The organism is Pedobacter sp. V48, assembly GCF_000523515.1.
GTDB lineage: Bacteria > Bacteroidota > Bacteroidia > Sphingobacteriales > Sphingobacteriaceae > Pedobacter.
The window spans coordinates 140,192-157,658 of sequence record NZ_AWRU01000005.1 but is presented as its reverse complement, the minus strand read 5'-3'; the positions used below and the strand labels follow the sequence as shown (position 1 = coordinate 157,658).

The following is a 17,467-nucleotide window of genomic DNA, read 5'->3' as shown; positions in this document are numbered from 1 at the left end:
TATGCTGCAGTTTTTAACCACAGGACTTATCAAACAATTATATCAAGAGGGATCTGATTGAAGTACAATAATAAACGAAAATTTTCACATAACCGATACTTTAATGAATCTTAAGCAACATCCAATGTTGTTTCCTCAGGATCTTCTGCGACTACAAGTTCTTCAGGCAATAATTCCTCTATGGTATCTTTTTCTACTCTAAGGTTTCTAATGATGTGTTGTTGCCTGTCTGGAGTGTTTTTGCCCATATAATATTCCAAAAGATTTTTAATGGTCTGATCCTTTAAGATTACTGGATCTAGCCTGATATCCTTACCTATAAAAAGTCCGAATTCATCAGGTGAGATTTCGCCTAAACCTTTAAATCGGGTAATTTCAGGTTTATTACCAAGCTTCTCAATTGCACGCTTTCTTTCGTCGTCGCTATAGCAATAAATTGTTTCTTTTTTATTACGAACCCTAAACAATGGTGTTTGCAAAATGTAAACATGGCCTGCACGTACAAGATCAGGAAAAAACTGAAGAAAAAAGGTCATCATTAGCAGCCTGATGTGCATACCGTCAACATCGGCATCAGTAGCAATCACAATATTATTGTAATGCAAACCCTCTAGCCCGTCTTCAATATTCAATGCATGTTGCAACAAGTTGAACTCTTCATTTTCATACACCACTTTTTTAGTAAGCTCATAACAATTTAAAGGCTTACCTTTAAGACTAAAAACTGCCTGACAATCTACATCCCTGGATTTAGTGATAGAACCGGAAGCAGAATCACCCTCGGTAATAAACAAGGTAGTTTCATATCTTTTATCATGATTACTGTTAAAGTGAACTTTACAGTCTCTTAGTTTCTTGTTATGCAAAGATGCTTTTTTTGCCCTGTCGTTAGCCAGCTTCTTAATACCTGCAATATCTTTACGTTCTCTTTCAGATTGCAGTATTCTTTTCAACAATGCATCAGATACGTCAGAATGTTTATGCAGGTAATCATCAAGCTCCTTTTTAACAAAATCGTTAATGAATGTTCTTACCGAAGGCCCGTCTGGCCCCATATTCTGAGATCCAAGTTTGGTTTTAGTCTGCGACTCAAAAACAGGTTCCTGCACCCTAACAGAAATAGCAGCAATAATAGATGCCCTGATGTCAGAAGCATCATATTCTTTTTTATAGAACTCTCTTATCGTTTTTACCACAGCCTCACGGAATGCAGCCTGGTGCGTACCGCCTTGCGTAGTATGCTGACCGTTCACAAAAGAATGATAATCCTCGCCGTACTGTTGTCCGTGAGTCATTGCAATTTCAATATCATTACCTTTTAAGTGAATGATAGGGTAACGCAATTCTTCGGCTTTATTAAATTTAGAAAGCAGGTCGTACAACCCTCTTTCCGAGAAGTATTTTTGATTGTTAAAATTAACGGTAAGACCTGTGTTCAGGAACACATAGTTCCAGATCATACTTTCTACAAAATCAGAAATGTAGTGGTAGTTTCTAAAAATAGTCTCGTCCGGATAAAAGGTAATTGCGGTACCATTACGTTGGGTTGTTTCAATAATATCATTCTCTAAGACAATTTCACCTTTAGAGAATTCTACTTTCTTCGTTTTCCCCTCACGATAAGATTGAACCACAAAATTAGTAGAGAGTGCATTTACAGCCTTAGTACCCACACCATTTAACCCTACAGATTTTTGGAAGGCATTACTATCATACTTACCGCCGGTGTTTATTTTAGATACGCAGTCTATTACTTTACCCAAAGGAATACCCCTACCGTAATCCCTCACATTCACCTTGTGTTCGGATACCGTAATTTCAATTGTTCTGCCAGAGCCCATCACAAACTCATCAATTGAGTTATCCACAATTTCTTTAAGCAAAACATAAATCCCATCGTCCTGTGCAGATCCATCGCCCAGTTTACCAATGTACATACCGGGACGTAATCTGATGTGCTCTTTCCAATCGAGGGAGCGTATACTATCTTCGTTATAATTCGGTTCAGCCATGATGTAAGTAAGTATAATACAAAAATACTATAATGCAGTAAATTTACTCGAATAAGCTGGGGAATCAATTACAAAGTTTCAACAAATGCACATTTTCATGTATATTCAAACAAATTAAATCATGCTCAATATGCGACCTGAAAAACAGCTCTCCATGCTTGACTTATCAATGATCGTTGTAAGTCTGGTAATAGGGATGGGCATCTTCCGCACACCCGTTAACGTAGCTGCAGGAGCGCAAATACCAGAATTATTTTTTTTAGCATGGATTATCGGAGGACTAATTGCCCTGTGTGGGGCTTTAACTTATGCCGAAATAGGATCTCGTTTTCCGGTTACCGGCGGATACTATAAAATATTCTCTGCATTTTACCATCCTTCCATTGCTTTTGCCATCAACTGTATCATAGTAGTTTCAAATGCCGCTTCAGTTGCAGGTGTTTCAATTATCGGAGCCGAATATTTAAGTAAGATCATTTTACCCGTTGAAATGCAAACAGAGTTTTCAAGAATAGCAATTGCCGCTATTTCTATAGGCCTGTTTTACTTCATCAATTTATTGGGGCTAAAAGTTAGCTCTAAAACACAAAATGTACTTTCGTTAATAAAAATCGGCATGGTGCTTATATTAATTGGCGCTGTATTTATGGGGCCGGCAGCAGCAAGCTCTCCTTCCACTTTCAGCACATCAGGTGGGGCTATACCAACCTTATTTGATTATGGCAAGGCGCTGGGCATCTGTTTAATCGGCATCTCTTTTACCTTTGGGGGATACCAGCAAACCATCAACTTTGGGGGCGAGACGAAGTCTCCGGGTAAAATTATCCCCCGCTCAATCTTCACCGGCTTAGCTATCATTTTTATACTTTACATGGCAATTAATTATGTGTATGTAAGCGTGATAGGGTTTGAGCAGCTAAAAACGGCCGAAAGCATTGCTGCAATACTTGCAGGAAAAATCTTTGGCCCTATAGGTTTTACTGTGTTATCCTGCTTGATTTACCTTTCTGTTCTGGGATATGTAAATGTCAATTTACTAAGCAATCCACGAGCTATGTTTGCTATGGGCGAAGAGAAGGCATTACCTGCAATCTTTACTAAAAAGAGCAAAAAATCGGATGTCATGTTTGTGAGCTTAACTGTATTCACCATCATCTCTATCATCACATTGTTTTACGCTCAAACGTTCGACAAAATCCTGAATTATACCATATTTTTAGATTGTATTGGTATGGCTACTTCGGCGGCTACCATATTCTTTTTAAGAAAGCGAACCGCCCATCTTGATAAAAACACTATTTACAGCATGCGCCTGTATCCCTTAATGCCATTAATATTTATTGCGGCCTATTTATTTGTAGCCATCAGCATTTATGCTGACGATCCGCAAGCCGCCATAAATGGTCTATTGATTTTTGCATGCTTTATTATCATCTATTTCATAAATCGATTTTACCAAAGAAACCGAACATAACAAGCACAGTATACCAACCACAATTAACAAGCTCAATCCATCACCCTATATAAGATGCCGATAAAAGAACTACCCTTTAAAAAAGAAATTGCCTACGCAGCAGGAATGATGGGCTGGAGCATCATGACCAACATTATTATAGTTATGCTGCCATATTTTTATCTTCCTCCAAACAATTCAGGGCTCACACCGCTGGTTCCTCAATTATTGGTGTTTGGTGCTTTTAATATTTTATCACTCATTGCTGCATCCGGCAGATTGTTTGATGCCATATATGACCCGTTCATTGCCTCTTTGAGCGATGCCAGCGACAATCCCAAAGGCAGGCGCATTCCTATTATGAAATACGCAATAATACCGGCAGTAGTATGTTGCTCTCTTGTTTTCTATCCTATGGTTAAGGGAGAAAGCATTACCAATGCCTGGTGGCTTACCATAGTACTGGCTGGTTTTTTTATCTCGGTTACCACCTATATTATCCCTTATAATGCACTGCTTGCCGAATTAACACATAGTGCTGATCAGAAAGTGAAACTTTCTACCTTCCAGCAGGTAGGCTTTGTTTTAGGGATGATAATCGGAGCCATGTGCAATAATTATGCTGATCTGATACAAGATGTTTTTAAAATCACAGACAGATCCGAAGCCCTTCAATACACCATCTTTTGCCTCAGCATATTCTCTGAGCTGGTTATGATCTTGCCGGTTATTTTTATAGATGAAAAAGAATATACCGATGCCAAACCAACACATATCGAATTAATACCAGCGCTTAAAAACACGTTCAGAAATACCAATTTTAAATATTACCTGATCTCCGATTTCACTTATTACATTGCCCTTAGTATCATCTCAAGTGGCCTGCTTTTCTTTGTTACTGTATTGTTAGGTCTGCCAGATTCTGATGGCGGGAAATTTATGGGCACCATGGTAATTCTATCGCTCTGTTTTTATCCTTTTATTAATTATGGAGCAAAAAGATTTGGCAAAAAGCCACTGGTACTGGTTGCATTTGCGATACTCAGCTTAATATTTGTCACCATTTATTTCTTAGGTCACCTGCCCTTTTCTCCTGCCGTCCAAATGTATATACTGGTAATATTTGCGTCTTTCCCTTTGGCGTCTTTAGGCATTTTACCTAATGCTATTTTAGCTGATATTGCTCAAAATGACACAAAAGAAACGGGAGAAAACCACGAGGGGATGTTTTTTGCCGTTAAATACCTCTTTGTTAAATTGGGTCAAACTATGGGAATAGCCATATTCGCCATGTTAACCGTATATGGCAAAGACCCGGGAAATGATTACGGGTTGCGTTTAAACGGTGTTGTAGGCTTTGTACTTTGCATACTGGCCCTCCTGTTTTTTAGCCGATTCAAAGAAAACAAAGCTTCTGATTTATAGTCACATAGCTATAAATCAGGGATATGAATAAAAGCCGGAAGTTTATATGTACCTTTGCAGCGAGGTGATATTCTTTTGCCTCTATTATACATTAAAATACAAATACATTGTTATTCGAAGAATTAAACCTGATTGAGCCAATTTTAAAAGCGCTGCAAACAGAAGGTTATACACAACCTACCCCAATACAAGAACAATCCATACCATCCATACTTCAAAACAGAGATCTGTTAGGGTGTGCACAAACCGGTACAGGTAAAACTGCTGCGTTTGCTATCCCAATGTTACAGTTGCTTAGTAAACCTCACGCCAATACGAAAATACATAAAGCTATAAAAGCCTTGGTATTAACACCAACACGTGAGCTGGCCATACAAATTGAAGAGAGCTTTAAAGCTTACGGAAAAAACCTGCCTTTAAAACAACTGGTAATATTTGGTGGTGTTGGACAAAAAGCACAAACTGATGCACTACACAGAGGTGTAGATATCCTTGTGGCTACTCCAGGAAGATTACTAGACCTGATGAATCAGGGCTTTATCAACCTACGTGACATCGAGATCTTTGTTCTTGATGAAGCCGATAGAATGCTTGACATGGGTTTCATCCACGATGTGAAGAAGGTTATTGCTAAATTACCTGTTAAAAGACAGACTTTGTTTTTCTCGGCTACCATGCCAAAGGAAATCCAGACTTTAGCCAATACGATCCTTACAAATCCAATTAAAGTTGAAGTTACCCCTATTTCATCTACAGCAGAAAAGATTCAACAAGAGATCTTTTATGTAGAAAAAAACGACAAGAAAGATTTATTGCACCATATTTTAAAAGACAAAACCATTCAAACTGCATTGGTGTTTTCTCGTACAAAACATGGTGCCGACCGCATTGTAAAAGACCTGATCAAAGTTGGTGTTAAAGCCGAAGCCATTCATGGTAATAAATCACAAAATGCCAGACAACGCGCACTAACCAATTTCAAAGCTAAAACCACACGTATATTGGTTGCTACTGATATTGCAGCGCGTGGTATTGATGTTGATGAATTAACTCACGTAATCAACTACGAATTACCAAATATACCTGAAACTTATGTACACAGGATTGGTCGTACTGGTCGTGCCGGCTTAAGTGGTACCGCCCTTTCGTTTTGTGATTCAGAAGAGAAAGAATTTTTAGATGATATCGAGAAATTGATCGGTTTAAAAATACCTGTTACCGAAGATCACCCTTTTGCTATGAGCTGGCAAAGCCTGATGTCAGGTGCTGCCGCAGCAAAATCAAAAGGCAAAGCTAAACCATCAAGAGGACAACGCCCGGAAAGAGCAGACCGTCAGCCTAACTTAAGCGGCGCTAAAAGAACGCCAAGCAGTGGAAGCAGACGTTGGAGTGGTAAAAAGAAGTCAAATTAAATGATCTGTTTTCGGGCTACGCTAATTTGCACTGAAGAAGCGCAAAAGAACGTTAGGCCCTCTTCCAGACATTGAATTTGCAGGAAAAAATAAAAAAGGGCAGGATCTTCGAAGAACCTGCCCTTTTTCATAAGCTATATCTCTTGTGTTGTAAGAGAAGTCAAATATTTCTTTACTATATATCATTTGATTTACAGCATCTAACGTACAACCTCCGTTACACTCAATGGCTCACAAGTGTTTGTAAACGACCATTGTCTTTCCTACCTTTACTACAAATTCAGTGTCTGGAAGGACGCAGCCGGAAAACAGATCACTTAATTTGACTTTCTTAACTTAATAATCCTCATCCAGTGCATCACTTTCATAAGAGGGTAAGTTGGATCAAACTCAAACCATTTTGAGGCAAAATTAGGGCTATTAGGTTTTTTGTGGTGGTTGTTCTGAAACAGCTCTCCCAGCATCAGAAAATCAAGAGGCAAAGAGTTTTTGCTGTGATCATCATTATCATGATTAGAATAACCGTATTTATGTCCACACCAATTTACAATCGCACCATGAAGAGGTCCCATCAAAAAGTGTATTGGCAACAATAAAAACATCCACCATGCGGTAGCAAAAGTCACATAAAACCAAATGTAAAAACTAATGAATACAAGACGTGTAATCCATGAATCACCTATCTTATCAATAAGTGGCCATGCAGGATAGTTATCACGAAACTGCTCTTCAGGCTCATGATTATATTTTGAATAATTCAGATAAATGTTTTTTGTCTGAATCATCATGCCCCAAACATCTTTTACAAAATGTGGAGAATGCGGGTCTTTTTCTGTATCACTAAAGGCATGGTGCATACGATGCAAAATCGCATACGCTCTCGGATTTAAAAAGGAAGACCCCTGAGACAAAAAGGTGATTGCATAAAAAAATTTCTCCCAAAAACCATTCATTTTAAACATCTTATGCGATGCATAACGATGCAAAAAGAACGTTTGAGAAAAAAGAGACAAAAACCAATGTGCCAGAAAAAATAATAAAATTATCATATAAGATATTAACGAGTATTATAGGTGTTTAGATACAATGATGTCATTAAATGACAGGAAGATGCATTATCTTCCGAAGTCATCCTGAACCCTTACAATATCGCTCTCATCAGATGGATTGGCTGGGTCTGTGTGTTGCCAGATTTCTGAAACAATACCCCAGTCTTCTAAACCAATTAAACGGTGTCTTTCACCTTGCTTTAATTTTATGCTTTGCCCAGGAGTTAATTGTTTTACTTCCCCCTGCTCATCGGTATCACTTGTAATAACACCAACAGTACCGTTAACTACTCTCCATATTTCAGCACGACGGTGGTGGTATTGCCACGACAAACGTGTATTTGGAGCAACGATTAATATTTTAGGACTTAATTTACCTGAAATTTTAAGATCATCAACATTTAAACCTTCAAAATAAACGTTTGCAAACTGTTGCGCCTGTTCTTCATCAATTACAAAAAAACCTCCCCAAGGACGGGTCTCATCACGGTTAACTACATTAAATCCTTCAATCTTTAAGCGCTGTGCTACGCCTTCGAATATTTCTTTTTTCTGATCTGACATTTTATAAGTGGTATAATTTAAATCCCAAACTTACTTAAAACTGCTTAAGCTTTCATTAACAGAGACAAAAAAAATCAAAAAAACCAATAAAAGAGTTAATCTGTGAGCTTATCAATATCACCCAGATCAGCATTTAAGTCTATTATAAGATCATACAACAGGGAAATATTTTTATCATCAGGATTTATCTTCCCTCTTAACAAGTCCGAATACTTATCTAGAAATTCATCATACATATCCTCTGGTATTTCAACTTCATCAAGTTTAATTTGGCAAGTGGTATGATAAAGCAGTTGCGAAATAGAAAAATAAACAGCATTTAAATTGTAGAGTAGGTCCTTGTAGCTTTTACTTTCCCAATCAATAATATAAGTATAGTAGTTATCAGAAGCTAATAGATTATACTCTTCATTTTCCATTACCTCCATTTCATCAAGATTGTTTATCAGAAAGTAAGTTTTAGAGCATTTTATCACCTTATCAATAGACCCCAGCAAAACCCGCACAACATCATCGTCAACAGCCTCTAGCAGCTCAAAATCATCAGAAGAAATAGAATCCGGCTCAATCAGCCCCTTTAAATCCGACAGGTCCTTTTCATAAGCAATCATAAAGCCGTTCTTGCAAAGCTCATTTATAATAAAACTCAATACATGTGGTACAAGCCCTTTAATGCTATCTTCCAAAATGCTAACTTTTAGATGTTATTCGTTGAAGTTAATTACATCTCGGCATATTACAAAATAAAAGATCATGTCCTATTTCAATTTTGTCAATCGTCTAAATATTAAAACAACTTTTAACTTAATCCACAGATCGTCATGAAAATTGTCAAAGTAACTTACACTGTAAAGGCAGAATTTGCCCAAACGAATCAGAAAAATGTAAATACATTTATAACCGATTTAAGAAACATTAAAGATTCAGGCATTCGTTATTCATCATACCTTGCCGAAGATGGCAAAACATTTACACATATTTCCGTACATAAAAACGATGCAGCCCAACAAAACCTGTTTAACCTTGAATCTTTTAAATCGTTTCAAAAGCAAAGAGATCAAAGTTTGGAAATTGAGCCGCATATCGAATTCTTGCAGCTTGTGTCGTCATCTTTTGATATATTTAACTAGTTACATCGCCTTAATCATTCGGTCGCAATTGACCCCTTATATTGCCGTATCTGCACCTGTCATTAACAGCTAAAGGGATGTAACTTTAAGTTATAAAAACAAAACCCATGAAAACAGAAACCTTAAACAAAGTCACAGAAACTACAAACGAATTATTAAAGGTCGTTTCGGCTCTATCAGAAGAGCAAATAAATAAAATTCCTTTTGAAGGTAGCTGGACCGCCGGGCAGGTTACAGATCACATTTCACAATCGTTTGATGGGGTAATAAAAATAGTTAATGACAAAGCAGTACCAACTGAGAGGCAACCTGATAAAAAGATTGAGCTCATTAAAAGTATATTTTTAGACTTTACAACTAAAATGAGTTCTCCGGAGTTTGTACTTCCAGCTCAGCCACCTCATAAAAAGGAAACATTGGTCGATGAGCTAAAGTCCTTAACAAAACAGATGACTGATGCAATTAATAAACAGGAATTATCTTTTATTTATACAGATTTTGAGATTCCGGGATTTGGAAAATTCACAAGATTAGAATGGATTAACTTTCTTATCTACCATATGCAAAGGCATACACATCAACTCAAAAACATACAACAGCTGGTATAAAAAAAGACGAGGGTAATCACATGCGATCACCCTCGTCTTCTATCTTTTGACTTGTGTTTTTACTGCGCCAATTGTGAATTAATTCGTTTTACAATGTAATCAATATCAAATGGCTTACTGATGTAATCATTAGCTCCCGCATCTAAACTTTTTTGTTTATTCTGATCATTTGCAGACATCACTATAATTGGAATGTGTTTAGTAAAGGGATCACTTTTCAAATCACCGCAAATATCAGTACCATCACCATCAGGTATCATTACGTCTAAAATGAAAAGATCAGGAACGCTATCTTTTAATTTACTTTTTAGTTCAGTAAATGTAGAAGAAAGCTGTAATTCATACCCTTCATCCTTAAGTAGAACTCCAATTATGTACCTTATGTCTTCATCATCTTCAAGTATGTGTATTCTTTTTATCATAACGGATCTTATATTAATATGGTTTTCGGCTAATGCTAGCAACAATATTGCCATATATGACAAAACTGCATATAAATGTTACTTATTAGTAAAAAATAACCTAGGGTTTGGCTTTTATCCAGGTAGCTATATCTGTTATCAGTACATCAGAAACACTTACAGGAGTCCTGTATTGCTCCATTGAACCCTTTTCAGTTTGAGGACTCAAAAGGTGATTAAGTTCAGGATACAATTTTACCATAGCGCCTTTTTTCTTACCTATAGCCGTGTTCCATAAATTGTAATCGGTAGTTGAAACCTGAAAATCGTTTCCACCCTGCCCAACAAAAATACGCTGTTTTACTAACTTCTTTGCCGCAGCAACCTGATCGTTTACATTTATATCAACCCAGTAAGAAGCTGGCAAACCCAACAAAACAGAATCAGGCTTCATTGTCCCAAGCTTGGTTATTCTGGTAACCTCTAACTCCTTTATTACCGTATCAAGGGTTTTCTTACCCGCTTCCGAGGTATCTTTCGAAAGGCCAAACATATATTTGTTTTGTTCAACCAAAAGATCTGTAAACTTCCTTGCCGGAGCAGCAAGCATTATAACCCCACTTAAGTCTGGTGCCAAACCAGCTATTCTTGGGGCAATCATCCCCCCAAGACTATGTCCAAGCAGATACATCTGTTTCTTGTTCACCTCAGGCAAAGTCTTTGCAAGTGCAATTGCGGCAAGTGCATCGTCCATTACTTCTTCTTTAACGGTAAAAGCCTTTCCAAACTCCCCGGCATAAATCATTGTTCTTTTTACATAACGAATAGAAGCAATCCCTTTTGATGCTAAACCAACAGCAATATCCTTTAACGGCTTATTAGGGCCAACGGTTTCATCCATATCGGCTGGTCCGGATCCATGAACCAGTACCACAACAGGGTAACTGGAAAGCTTTTTCGGCACAGTTAACATTCCAACTAAGGTATGTCCGGGTGTTTTAACATTTATTTCGGTTTCTTTATATAAGGTCGTATCTGCATAGGCTGGAAGTACGTAAGTAGCTGCCGTAGACTTTGGCTGAAGAAAAAATCCAACTATCTTTTCAGCTTTGTTGAATGCTAAAAGAAAATTTTGATCATCTTTAGTAAATTTACCCTCCATCGTAACCACAAAAAACTCTCCCTGGGTTTTGCTGCTGATTACATCTAATGTTTCAATTTTACCAAGTTTCTCTGAAATCTGAGTCCATAGTTTCTTTAAATCCTCTTCAGGAACCTTCGCCTGAAAAGTACTATCAAGATATCCATAAGCGTCTGTATACTTTTGGTCTTCCAGGAGCTTAAAGAAATCCTGCGATCGACCTAATAAATTTAACACACCCTGTGAGAACGCAGTTGTTGTAACAAACAACGCAAAGATTAATAGAATTACTTTCTTCATTTAAATAATAATAATTGATTTTCAGGTCTTTCGTTTAGAGACTTCAAACCAAAGCTAGCATTATTTAGTAAAAAATACTTTTAATGTAACTTTTTGCTCCTAAAATCTGTTTATTGATCGGAATATTATATTTTCCCCATTTGAGAAAGCAAAGTATATGAAGATACTATTGATTGAAGATGAACCCGGTCTAATTTCTGTAATGGTTAGAGGATTGACGGAAGCCAATATGCAGGTAAGTGTTGCGGCCGATGGAACTACAGGGTTAGAGATGGCAGTAAAGCACCAATTTGATCTGATTATTCTTGACATCATGCTGCCTGGCATTAATGGAATACAAATTTGCAGGGAAGTCCGTAAAGTCAACAAAAACGTGAGCATCCTGATGCTCACAGCATTAGGCAGTACCGAAAATATAGTAACCGGATTAGACAGCGGAGCTGATGACTACCTTGTTAAACCATTCAAATTTGCGGAGCTTGAGGCCCGCATACGTTCGCTGGTCAGAAGAAGAAGTACGCAAGGCGAGGCGGGCAACAGCATTCATATTGCCGATCTTGAATTGGATTTTAATTCAAAAACCGCAAAAAGAAACGACAAACCCATAAGTCTTACCGCAACCGAATATCGCTTGCTTGAATATTTTGTAAAAAATGCCAACAAAATACTTTCGCGGATACAGATTCTTGAAAATGTATGGGATATCGACTTTAATATGGGCACCAATGTGGTTGATGTTTATGTGAACTACCTCAGAAAAAAGATAGATAACGGCACCGGGCAAAAGCTAATCCATACCGTTTTTGGAATGGGTTATATATTAAAGGAAGAAGCTTAGTGAGGTTAAATTCTACTGCCAGTTTGCGATGCCAAAGAAAATTTACACCCAAATTTCTAATCAAATTCTAATAAGTATAAAAATCACACCAACTAATCCACAAAAAACACCTGTAGACCAACAACTTAAACTTATAATTCAATATGTTTTTCTAATCAAATTCTAATTTACCTCTTATCCCCTTTTAATGATTGGGGCCTAGTATTGCAGTATAACATTAACCATTAATTATTTAGTTATGCAAACAATACTTATCTCCACCGATTTCAACCCTACATCGGTAAACTGCATCCCAACGTTATGCAAACAATTACCTGAACAGGAAATGAACTTTATCTTCATCCATATGTTCAAACTTTCTGATAGAATGGGCGATCTTTTGATGCTTTCCCGAAGGAACAGAGAATACAAATATGTAAGCCAAGCATTTTACGATCAGTGCGAGCTCATGAAACAGACTTATCCCCTAATTAAAGCAATTAAAATAGAGTTTTTTTATGGAAGTACGGTAGGAATGTTTCGCGATTACCTTGAAAACGCCGGAGTTAATCAAATTCTCGATCCCTCTTATTGCTCCACTGGTAAATTGAACAATAACAGCATTGATCCGGCTTTGTTAGTTCAGCGTTCGGGCACTCCTGTAATCCATATTAATACCACGCCTGTTGCCGAGCTTCCAAAAAGAAAAATCATACTGGAAACCGAAACATTGGAAACATTGTTGGCCTAAGCTTAGCGGCTATTACTTCACCTAAAAATTAATCCTATGCTATTAAAAGAAAATATTCCTATTAGCTATATAGCCGGTAAGATTCGTAAAGAGATCATTCTTGTAAGTGCCTACGCTATCTTAATAGCAATTGTCTATAACAACTTTCACTTTACAAGGATTTCCATACCTATTGCCGTTCCCACCATACTGGGAACGGTAATCTCTCTATTGCTTGCCTTTAAATCTAACCAGGCTTACGACCGCTGGTGGGAAGCAAGAACCATTTGGGGGGCAATTGTAAATGACACCAGAAGTTTAACCCGGCAGCTGCTCACCTTTGTAGATACTCCTTATAGCTCGGCTGACGGAAAAGCATTCTGCGAAAACATGGCAAAAAGACAAGTAGCATGGTGCCATGCACTTGGTAGACATTTAAGGCGTCAGGATATTATGCCAGGACTCGAAAAATTACTTTCTGAAGAGGATTACAATCATATTAAAAGCTGTAATAATATTCCATTAGCATTGCTGGAACTGCAGGGGTTTGATCTCCGCAATGCACACAAACTGGAATGGATCAATACCTACCAACAGGTGGAAATGGATAAGACATTAACACGTTTTTCCAATCACATGGGAGGCTGTGAGAGAATTAAAAACACCATTTTTCCGGCAACTTACAGTGTATATATTCATTTCGCTTTGGTCCTTTTTATCATGTTGCTTCCATTTGGCCTGATAGAATTCTTTGGCATTGTAGAAGTACCATTGGTGATTGCGATATCCTGCTCTTTTTTTCTAATAGAAAAAATGGCCATTCATCTTCAGGATCCTTTCGAGAACAAACCTACGGATACGCCAACTACTACAATTTCCAATAACATTGAACGTGATGTGAAACAAATGCTTAAAGAAAACTATCGACAAGATGAAAAGCATAATACTGATTTGCTGATAAAATCACAATTGTTTTATATTCTATAAAATCATAGGAAAACAGCATGCACTCAATCTTCTTAAATTAATAGGTTGATCATCGCTGTTTTCCTTTACATTTCCAACCGAGGCTAGCATTAGGCATCAACCAAATTTTGCCAATACGTTGTATTTATTCTGTATCAATTTTGCTATTTTACTGTCTCAGCAAAAGGAAAGCAAGACAATAGCAAAAGAAAATTGACACCTTACTTTAACATCATTTGAGACAATCATATCCTGATATTTTTTCTTATTTTCGTTTTCTNTAYARYGWCWTTCNNCRAAAMGGTAGGTACATGGAATATAATCATCAGGGAATTACAAAAAACTGGAAGCTCCTGGTCGAGGGTGAGAAGCAGGGGCTTTACACCTGCTTCAACTTATTCTATGACGACCTCTATCGTTTTGGAATGTCGCTATACAGAAATCCGGAGCTTGTTAAAGAGAGCATTCAAAACTTGTTTATAGAGCTTTGGCAAATAAGGGATAAACTAATCCATGTACAAAACATTCAGCAGTATGTTTTTACTGTCTATAAAAGGATTATGTATAAAACCTATCAAAAAGAGCTCCACAAAGACCCGGGTAAAGTTGTACATCTGGAAGACCTTAACGAGCAATATGTTTCCGTCCATTCTTATGAAGCAATACTTATTGCCAGCCAGGAGGATGAGCACCTAAAAAAAAGACTGGAACATGCACTGAACAAGCTTACGCCAAGGCAAAAGGAGATTGTACAGTTACGTTATTTTGAGTGTTTATCATTCAAAGAAATTTCACACAAAACGGAGCTTACAGAAAGAACGGTTTACAATACCCTTCATAATGCAGTCAACGTTTTGCGTGATTCTCTTCTTTCCATTCTTATCCTTATGATCCTGGGCGAACTCTAAATTTTTAACCTTATATTTCTCTTTTCCAGCAAACCTGTAACCGATACAACAAGCAAGGCATAAATCAACGATTTAAATAAACCTGGCACTCCCGTACGCATCACCTCCGGTAGCTGGGAAAGTCCGAGTAGTCCAATTAATGAATAATGGATATAAGGCACTAAATAACAGGTAAGTGTACTGGTACCGGCCGGTTTAATGTAATTATACCAGCTCACCCCTTTTCGGATATCACTGATGTACACCATTACTAAAAACCCAAGAATTCCAATACCCGAGCAGATGGCTGTCCAGGATGGTGTAGCCCTGATCTTAGAGATTCCCCAAACAGGGCGCGTAAGTAAACCAAATGCAATGAGTGCAACGGCAAATACAACCATCAATATCCAGAATTTTTTATTTGCCGAACTAAGGTTTCGATACGCAATTGAAGTAATAATTCCCGCCATACTAAATGCAGGCATTGACCCATCGCCTGCAATCCAAACGTATTTTTTTATGTTTTCTATTGGCCCTAGCCAGTCTAAAAATGACGCGCAGCTAAATAGCATAAAAAAAACAAAGGCAAGTAACTGAATTACAGGTTTTCCGGCCGAGAAAAGATAAACACAAGAAGCAATGAAGTAGGCCCAGCCAATTAATCCAAGTATCCCCCACCAATGAATACCCATGGCCGTTATTCCATTGCCGTTTTCGGTTTTATAGAGGGCGGCCAATATGGCCAATAGCAAAACTCCCCCAGCCTTTAACAGTTTTACGGTTAATGACTCAGGATTTTTATAGGCCATCCATATCAGAAAAAAAGCGGTTACCAATAAAATCATCCATACATCCTTAGGTAAAATTGCATGTTCGGCATAGCTTTCTGAATTCACCAGGAACAGACCCATTACCAGCAATGCTGTTGTTCTTGCCACAATATGAAAAAATACTGTGGTGTTTCTATCGCCCTTTTTTCTCCTGCTCTCTATTGCATAGGGCACAGATAAGCCCACGATAAATAAAAAAGCAGGGAATATAACATCGGCAAGCCCCATACCATCGGCATCGGCCGAAACATGTTCAAGCCAACCCGGAATATCAATCAAGGTCCAGAGGTCGTTTACAAAAATCATCAATATCATCACTATTGCCCTGAAAGCATCGATAGAGATCAGCCTGGATAATGTTACACCTGGATTAACTGTCATTTGAGTATTTGGCTTAATGTCTTCATTAAAGAATTTTCGCCGGCAGCATCATAGTCGCCCGCCCAAAGATATGCTCCTTTAAAACCTTTTTCTTTTATGTAATTGGCTTTTTGAGTTACCAGCGGAATTCCATTGAAATATACACCTTTAGCTTCAACAGCAGTAAATTCTTTTTGAGCAGCCGTTGGATCCTTTACCAATATGTCCTTAAATTGCATATAGTCGTAAGATCCCCAACTCAGGTTATTACCATCTCCATCCAATTCAAGATACCTTACACCAAAAGCTGGTATTCCTAACACAATTTTGTTAGCGGGGAAACCTTTATTTCGCCAGATGGTTGCGCCATCATTCATAAAGCTAAGGGATGATTGCTGCCCTAAAGGAGCTCCCGGGCCTACGTGCGTACCATCCTCAAATGCGTGAACATTTATCCAGTCGGCCTTAGAAAGATCTGTATATTCCCAGTGCATATAGTTTGTGGTTACCGTTGCTGTTACGATACTTCCCGCTGGTAATGCCGCCTTTAACGCTGATACGAAAGGACCAACGGATTGGGCACTTTTAGCGGAGATATCGTAAACGTCGTTACTTAAGTCTGTCATCATAACATCTATTCCGTCCAGCTTTCTGTTTACAACATATTGAGTAAGCGCTTGTACCAGATGATTTCTTTTGGCTGCATCGCTGATAACCAGACCAAAATCTGTACTGTTGTATAACGACCAGCCATCTACTCCCGACAGTCGGCCCCCAACACCCAGTAGTACGGGAACACCATTCATATGGCSRCGCKCNWMCKAKCTYANNTCTATATTTTGATTCTGGTTTCCCTTTGAAAAATCCACTTCTCCATCAGGAAGCACCCTTGCTCCACTAAAAGCCACATGGGAAACATTGGCCCAGGTAACATTGGCCGAAACCCCGTTTTCAGAAAGATAAGGCATATTTACAAATGGGCTAACTTTTGGTGTATAAGTGGATGGGCTAACCAGAACCTTTGAGAGGCGTGTCGCAGTCTGTCCGTTAAATGTGGCTTCCAGTTTAATTTCAAATTCACCACCGGCGGTTGGGGTAAACGTAAAGGCAGTATCTGTTGAAACCTCTTTACCATCTACCTTCCAGCTTAATTTTGTTTTAGCCCCGGGAGCCGGAGAAAATAGCAGGCGGTTATAGATGGCCGATTGTCCTTCCTGTATAATTCTGGATGGCGACTGAAATACCAACCCCTGGTCGAAAATCCGGGGATGAAAATCTCCGCCGACCTCATTATTGTCTTTTTTACACCCGAGCATAAATATCAGCAAGGGGAATATAAGGTATACTATTTTTTTCATCTGAATATCTTTATTATTTTAAAT

The 17,467-nt window shown here is 38.1% G+C and carries 16 protein-coding genes and 1 pseudogene; 9 read left to right on the top strand and 8 right to left on the bottom strand.

The window, feature by feature from the left end; genetic code table 11:
* Positions 1-110: 110 nt before the first annotated feature.
* On the bottom strand, positions 111-2,012 hold the full coding sequence (locus tag N824_RS04025; RefSeq protein ID WP_048903856.1) for a DNA topoisomerase IV subunit B: 1,902 nt from the start codon (positions 2,010-2,012) through the stop codon (positions 111-113).
* 154 nt (positions 2,013-2,166) lie between these two features.
* Between N824_RS04025 and N824_RS04020 the strand changes: the two genes are divergently transcribed.
* The 3 genes from N824_RS04020 (at position 2,167) to N824_RS04010 (ending at position 6,302) form a co-directional block, all read left to right on the top strand.
* Positions 2,167-3,486, top strand: coding sequence for an APC family permease (locus N824_RS04020; RefSeq protein ID WP_235206981.1), 1,320 nt, complete (start codon positions 2,167-2,169; stop codon positions 3,484-3,486).
* A 54-nt stretch (positions 3,487-3,540) separates the two neighbouring features.
* Positions 3,541-4,890 (top strand): MFS transporter, encoded by a 1,350-nt coding sequence (locus N824_RS04015; protein WP_048903854.1) that lies wholly within the window; start codon positions 3,541-3,543, stop codon positions 4,888-4,890.
* Between the two features lie 107 nt (positions 4,891-4,997).
* A complete protein-coding gene (locus N824_RS04010) occupies positions 4,998-6,302 on the top strand; it encodes a DEAD/DEAH box helicase (RefSeq protein WP_048903853.1) in 1,305 nt (434 codons plus the stop codon).
* 317 nt (positions 6,303-6,619) lie between these two features.
* Here the strand turns inward: N824_RS04010 and N824_RS04005 are convergent, their stop codons facing one another.
* The 3 genes from N824_RS04005 to N824_RS03995 form a co-directional block, all read right to left on the bottom strand.
* Positions 6,620-7,351, bottom strand: a complete 732-nt coding sequence (locus tag N824_RS04005) for an acyl-CoA desaturase (RefSeq protein WP_048903852.1) — start codon at positions 7,349-7,351, stop codon at positions 6,620-6,622.
* 66 nt (positions 7,352-7,417) lie between these two features.
* The gene (locus tag N824_RS04000) at positions 7,418-7,915 is read right to left on the bottom strand and encodes a phosphoheptose isomerase (protein WP_048903851.1); all 498 of its coding nucleotides are present in this window, start codon (positions 7,913-7,915) and stop codon (positions 7,418-7,420) included.
* 95 nt (positions 7,916-8,010) lie between these two features.
* A complete protein-coding gene (locus tag N824_RS03995) occupies positions 8,011-8,601 on the bottom strand; it encodes a hypothetical protein (protein WP_152541978.1) in 591 nt (196 codons plus the stop codon).
* A 135-nt stretch (positions 8,602-8,736) separates the two neighbouring features.
* Here N824_RS03995 and N824_RS03990 point away from each other — a divergent pair, with 135 nt between their 5' ends.
* Together N824_RS03990 and N824_RS03985 are read left to right on the top strand one after the other, a co-directional pair.
* Positions 8,737-9,045, top strand: a complete 309-nt coding sequence (locus N824_RS03990; RefSeq protein WP_048903849.1) for a hypothetical protein — start codon at positions 8,737-8,739, stop codon at positions 9,043-9,045.
* A 107-nt stretch (positions 9,046-9,152) separates the two neighbouring features.
* Positions 9,153-9,653, top strand: a complete 501-nt coding sequence (locus tag N824_RS03985; protein ID WP_048903848.1) for a DinB family protein — start codon at positions 9,153-9,155, stop codon at positions 9,651-9,653.
* Positions 9,654-9,712: 59 nt separating this feature from the next.
* On the opposite strand, the gene N824_RS03980 is transcribed toward N824_RS03985, so the two are convergent.
* Positions 9,713-10,075, bottom strand: coding sequence for a response regulator transcription factor (locus N824_RS03980; protein WP_048904094.1), 363 nt, complete (start codon positions 10,073-10,075; stop codon positions 9,713-9,715).
* A 100-nt stretch (positions 10,076-10,175) separates the two neighbouring features.
* Complete coding sequence (locus N824_RS03975; protein WP_048903847.1) at positions 10,176-11,495, bottom strand: DUF3887 domain-containing protein; 1,320 nt, start codon at positions 11,493-11,495, stop codon at positions 10,176-10,178.
* Between the two features lie 157 nt (positions 11,496-11,652).
* Between N824_RS03975 and N824_RS03970 the strand changes: the two genes are divergently transcribed.
* The 4 genes from N824_RS03970 (at position 11,653) to N824_RS03955 (ending at position 14,916) form a co-directional block, all read left to right on the top strand.
* Positions 11,653-12,333: a response regulator transcription factor gene (locus N824_RS03970; protein WP_048903846.1), complete on the top strand. Its 681-nt coding sequence runs from the start codon at positions 11,653-11,655 to the stop codon at positions 12,331-12,333.
* 238 nt (positions 12,334-12,571) lie between these two features.
* The gene (locus tag N824_RS03965) at positions 12,572-13,063 is read left to right on the top strand and encodes a hypothetical protein (RefSeq protein WP_048903845.1); all 492 of its coding nucleotides are present in this window, start codon (positions 12,572-12,574) and stop codon (positions 13,061-13,063) included.
* 36 nt (positions 13,064-13,099) lie between these two features.
* A complete protein-coding gene (locus tag N824_RS03960) occupies positions 13,100-14,029 on the top strand; it encodes a bestrophin family protein (protein WP_048903844.1) in 930 nt (309 codons plus the stop codon).
* A gap of 290 nt (positions 14,030-14,319) precedes the next feature.
* Complete coding sequence (locus N824_RS03955) at positions 14,320-14,916, top strand: RNA polymerase sigma factor (RefSeq protein ID WP_048903843.1); 597 nt, start codon at positions 14,320-14,322, stop codon at positions 14,914-14,916.
* Here the strand turns inward: N824_RS03955 and N824_RS03950 are convergent.
* Both N824_RS03950 and N824_RS03945 read right to left on the bottom strand, forming a co-directional pair.
* The gene (locus N824_RS03950; RefSeq protein ID WP_048903842.1) at positions 14,913-16,106 is read right to left on the bottom strand and encodes a DUF5009 domain-containing protein; all 1,194 of its coding nucleotides are present in this window, start codon (positions 16,104-16,106) and stop codon (positions 14,913-14,915) included. The two genes, N824_RS03955 and N824_RS03950, sit on opposite strands and share 4 nt — an antisense overlap.
* Positions 16,103-17,443, bottom strand: a pseudogene (locus tag N824_RS03945) (glycosyl hydrolase family 18 protein). Before N824_RS03945 ends, N824_RS03950 begins: the two are co-directional and overlap by 4 nt.
* Positions 17,444-17,467 lie beyond the last annotated feature (24 nt).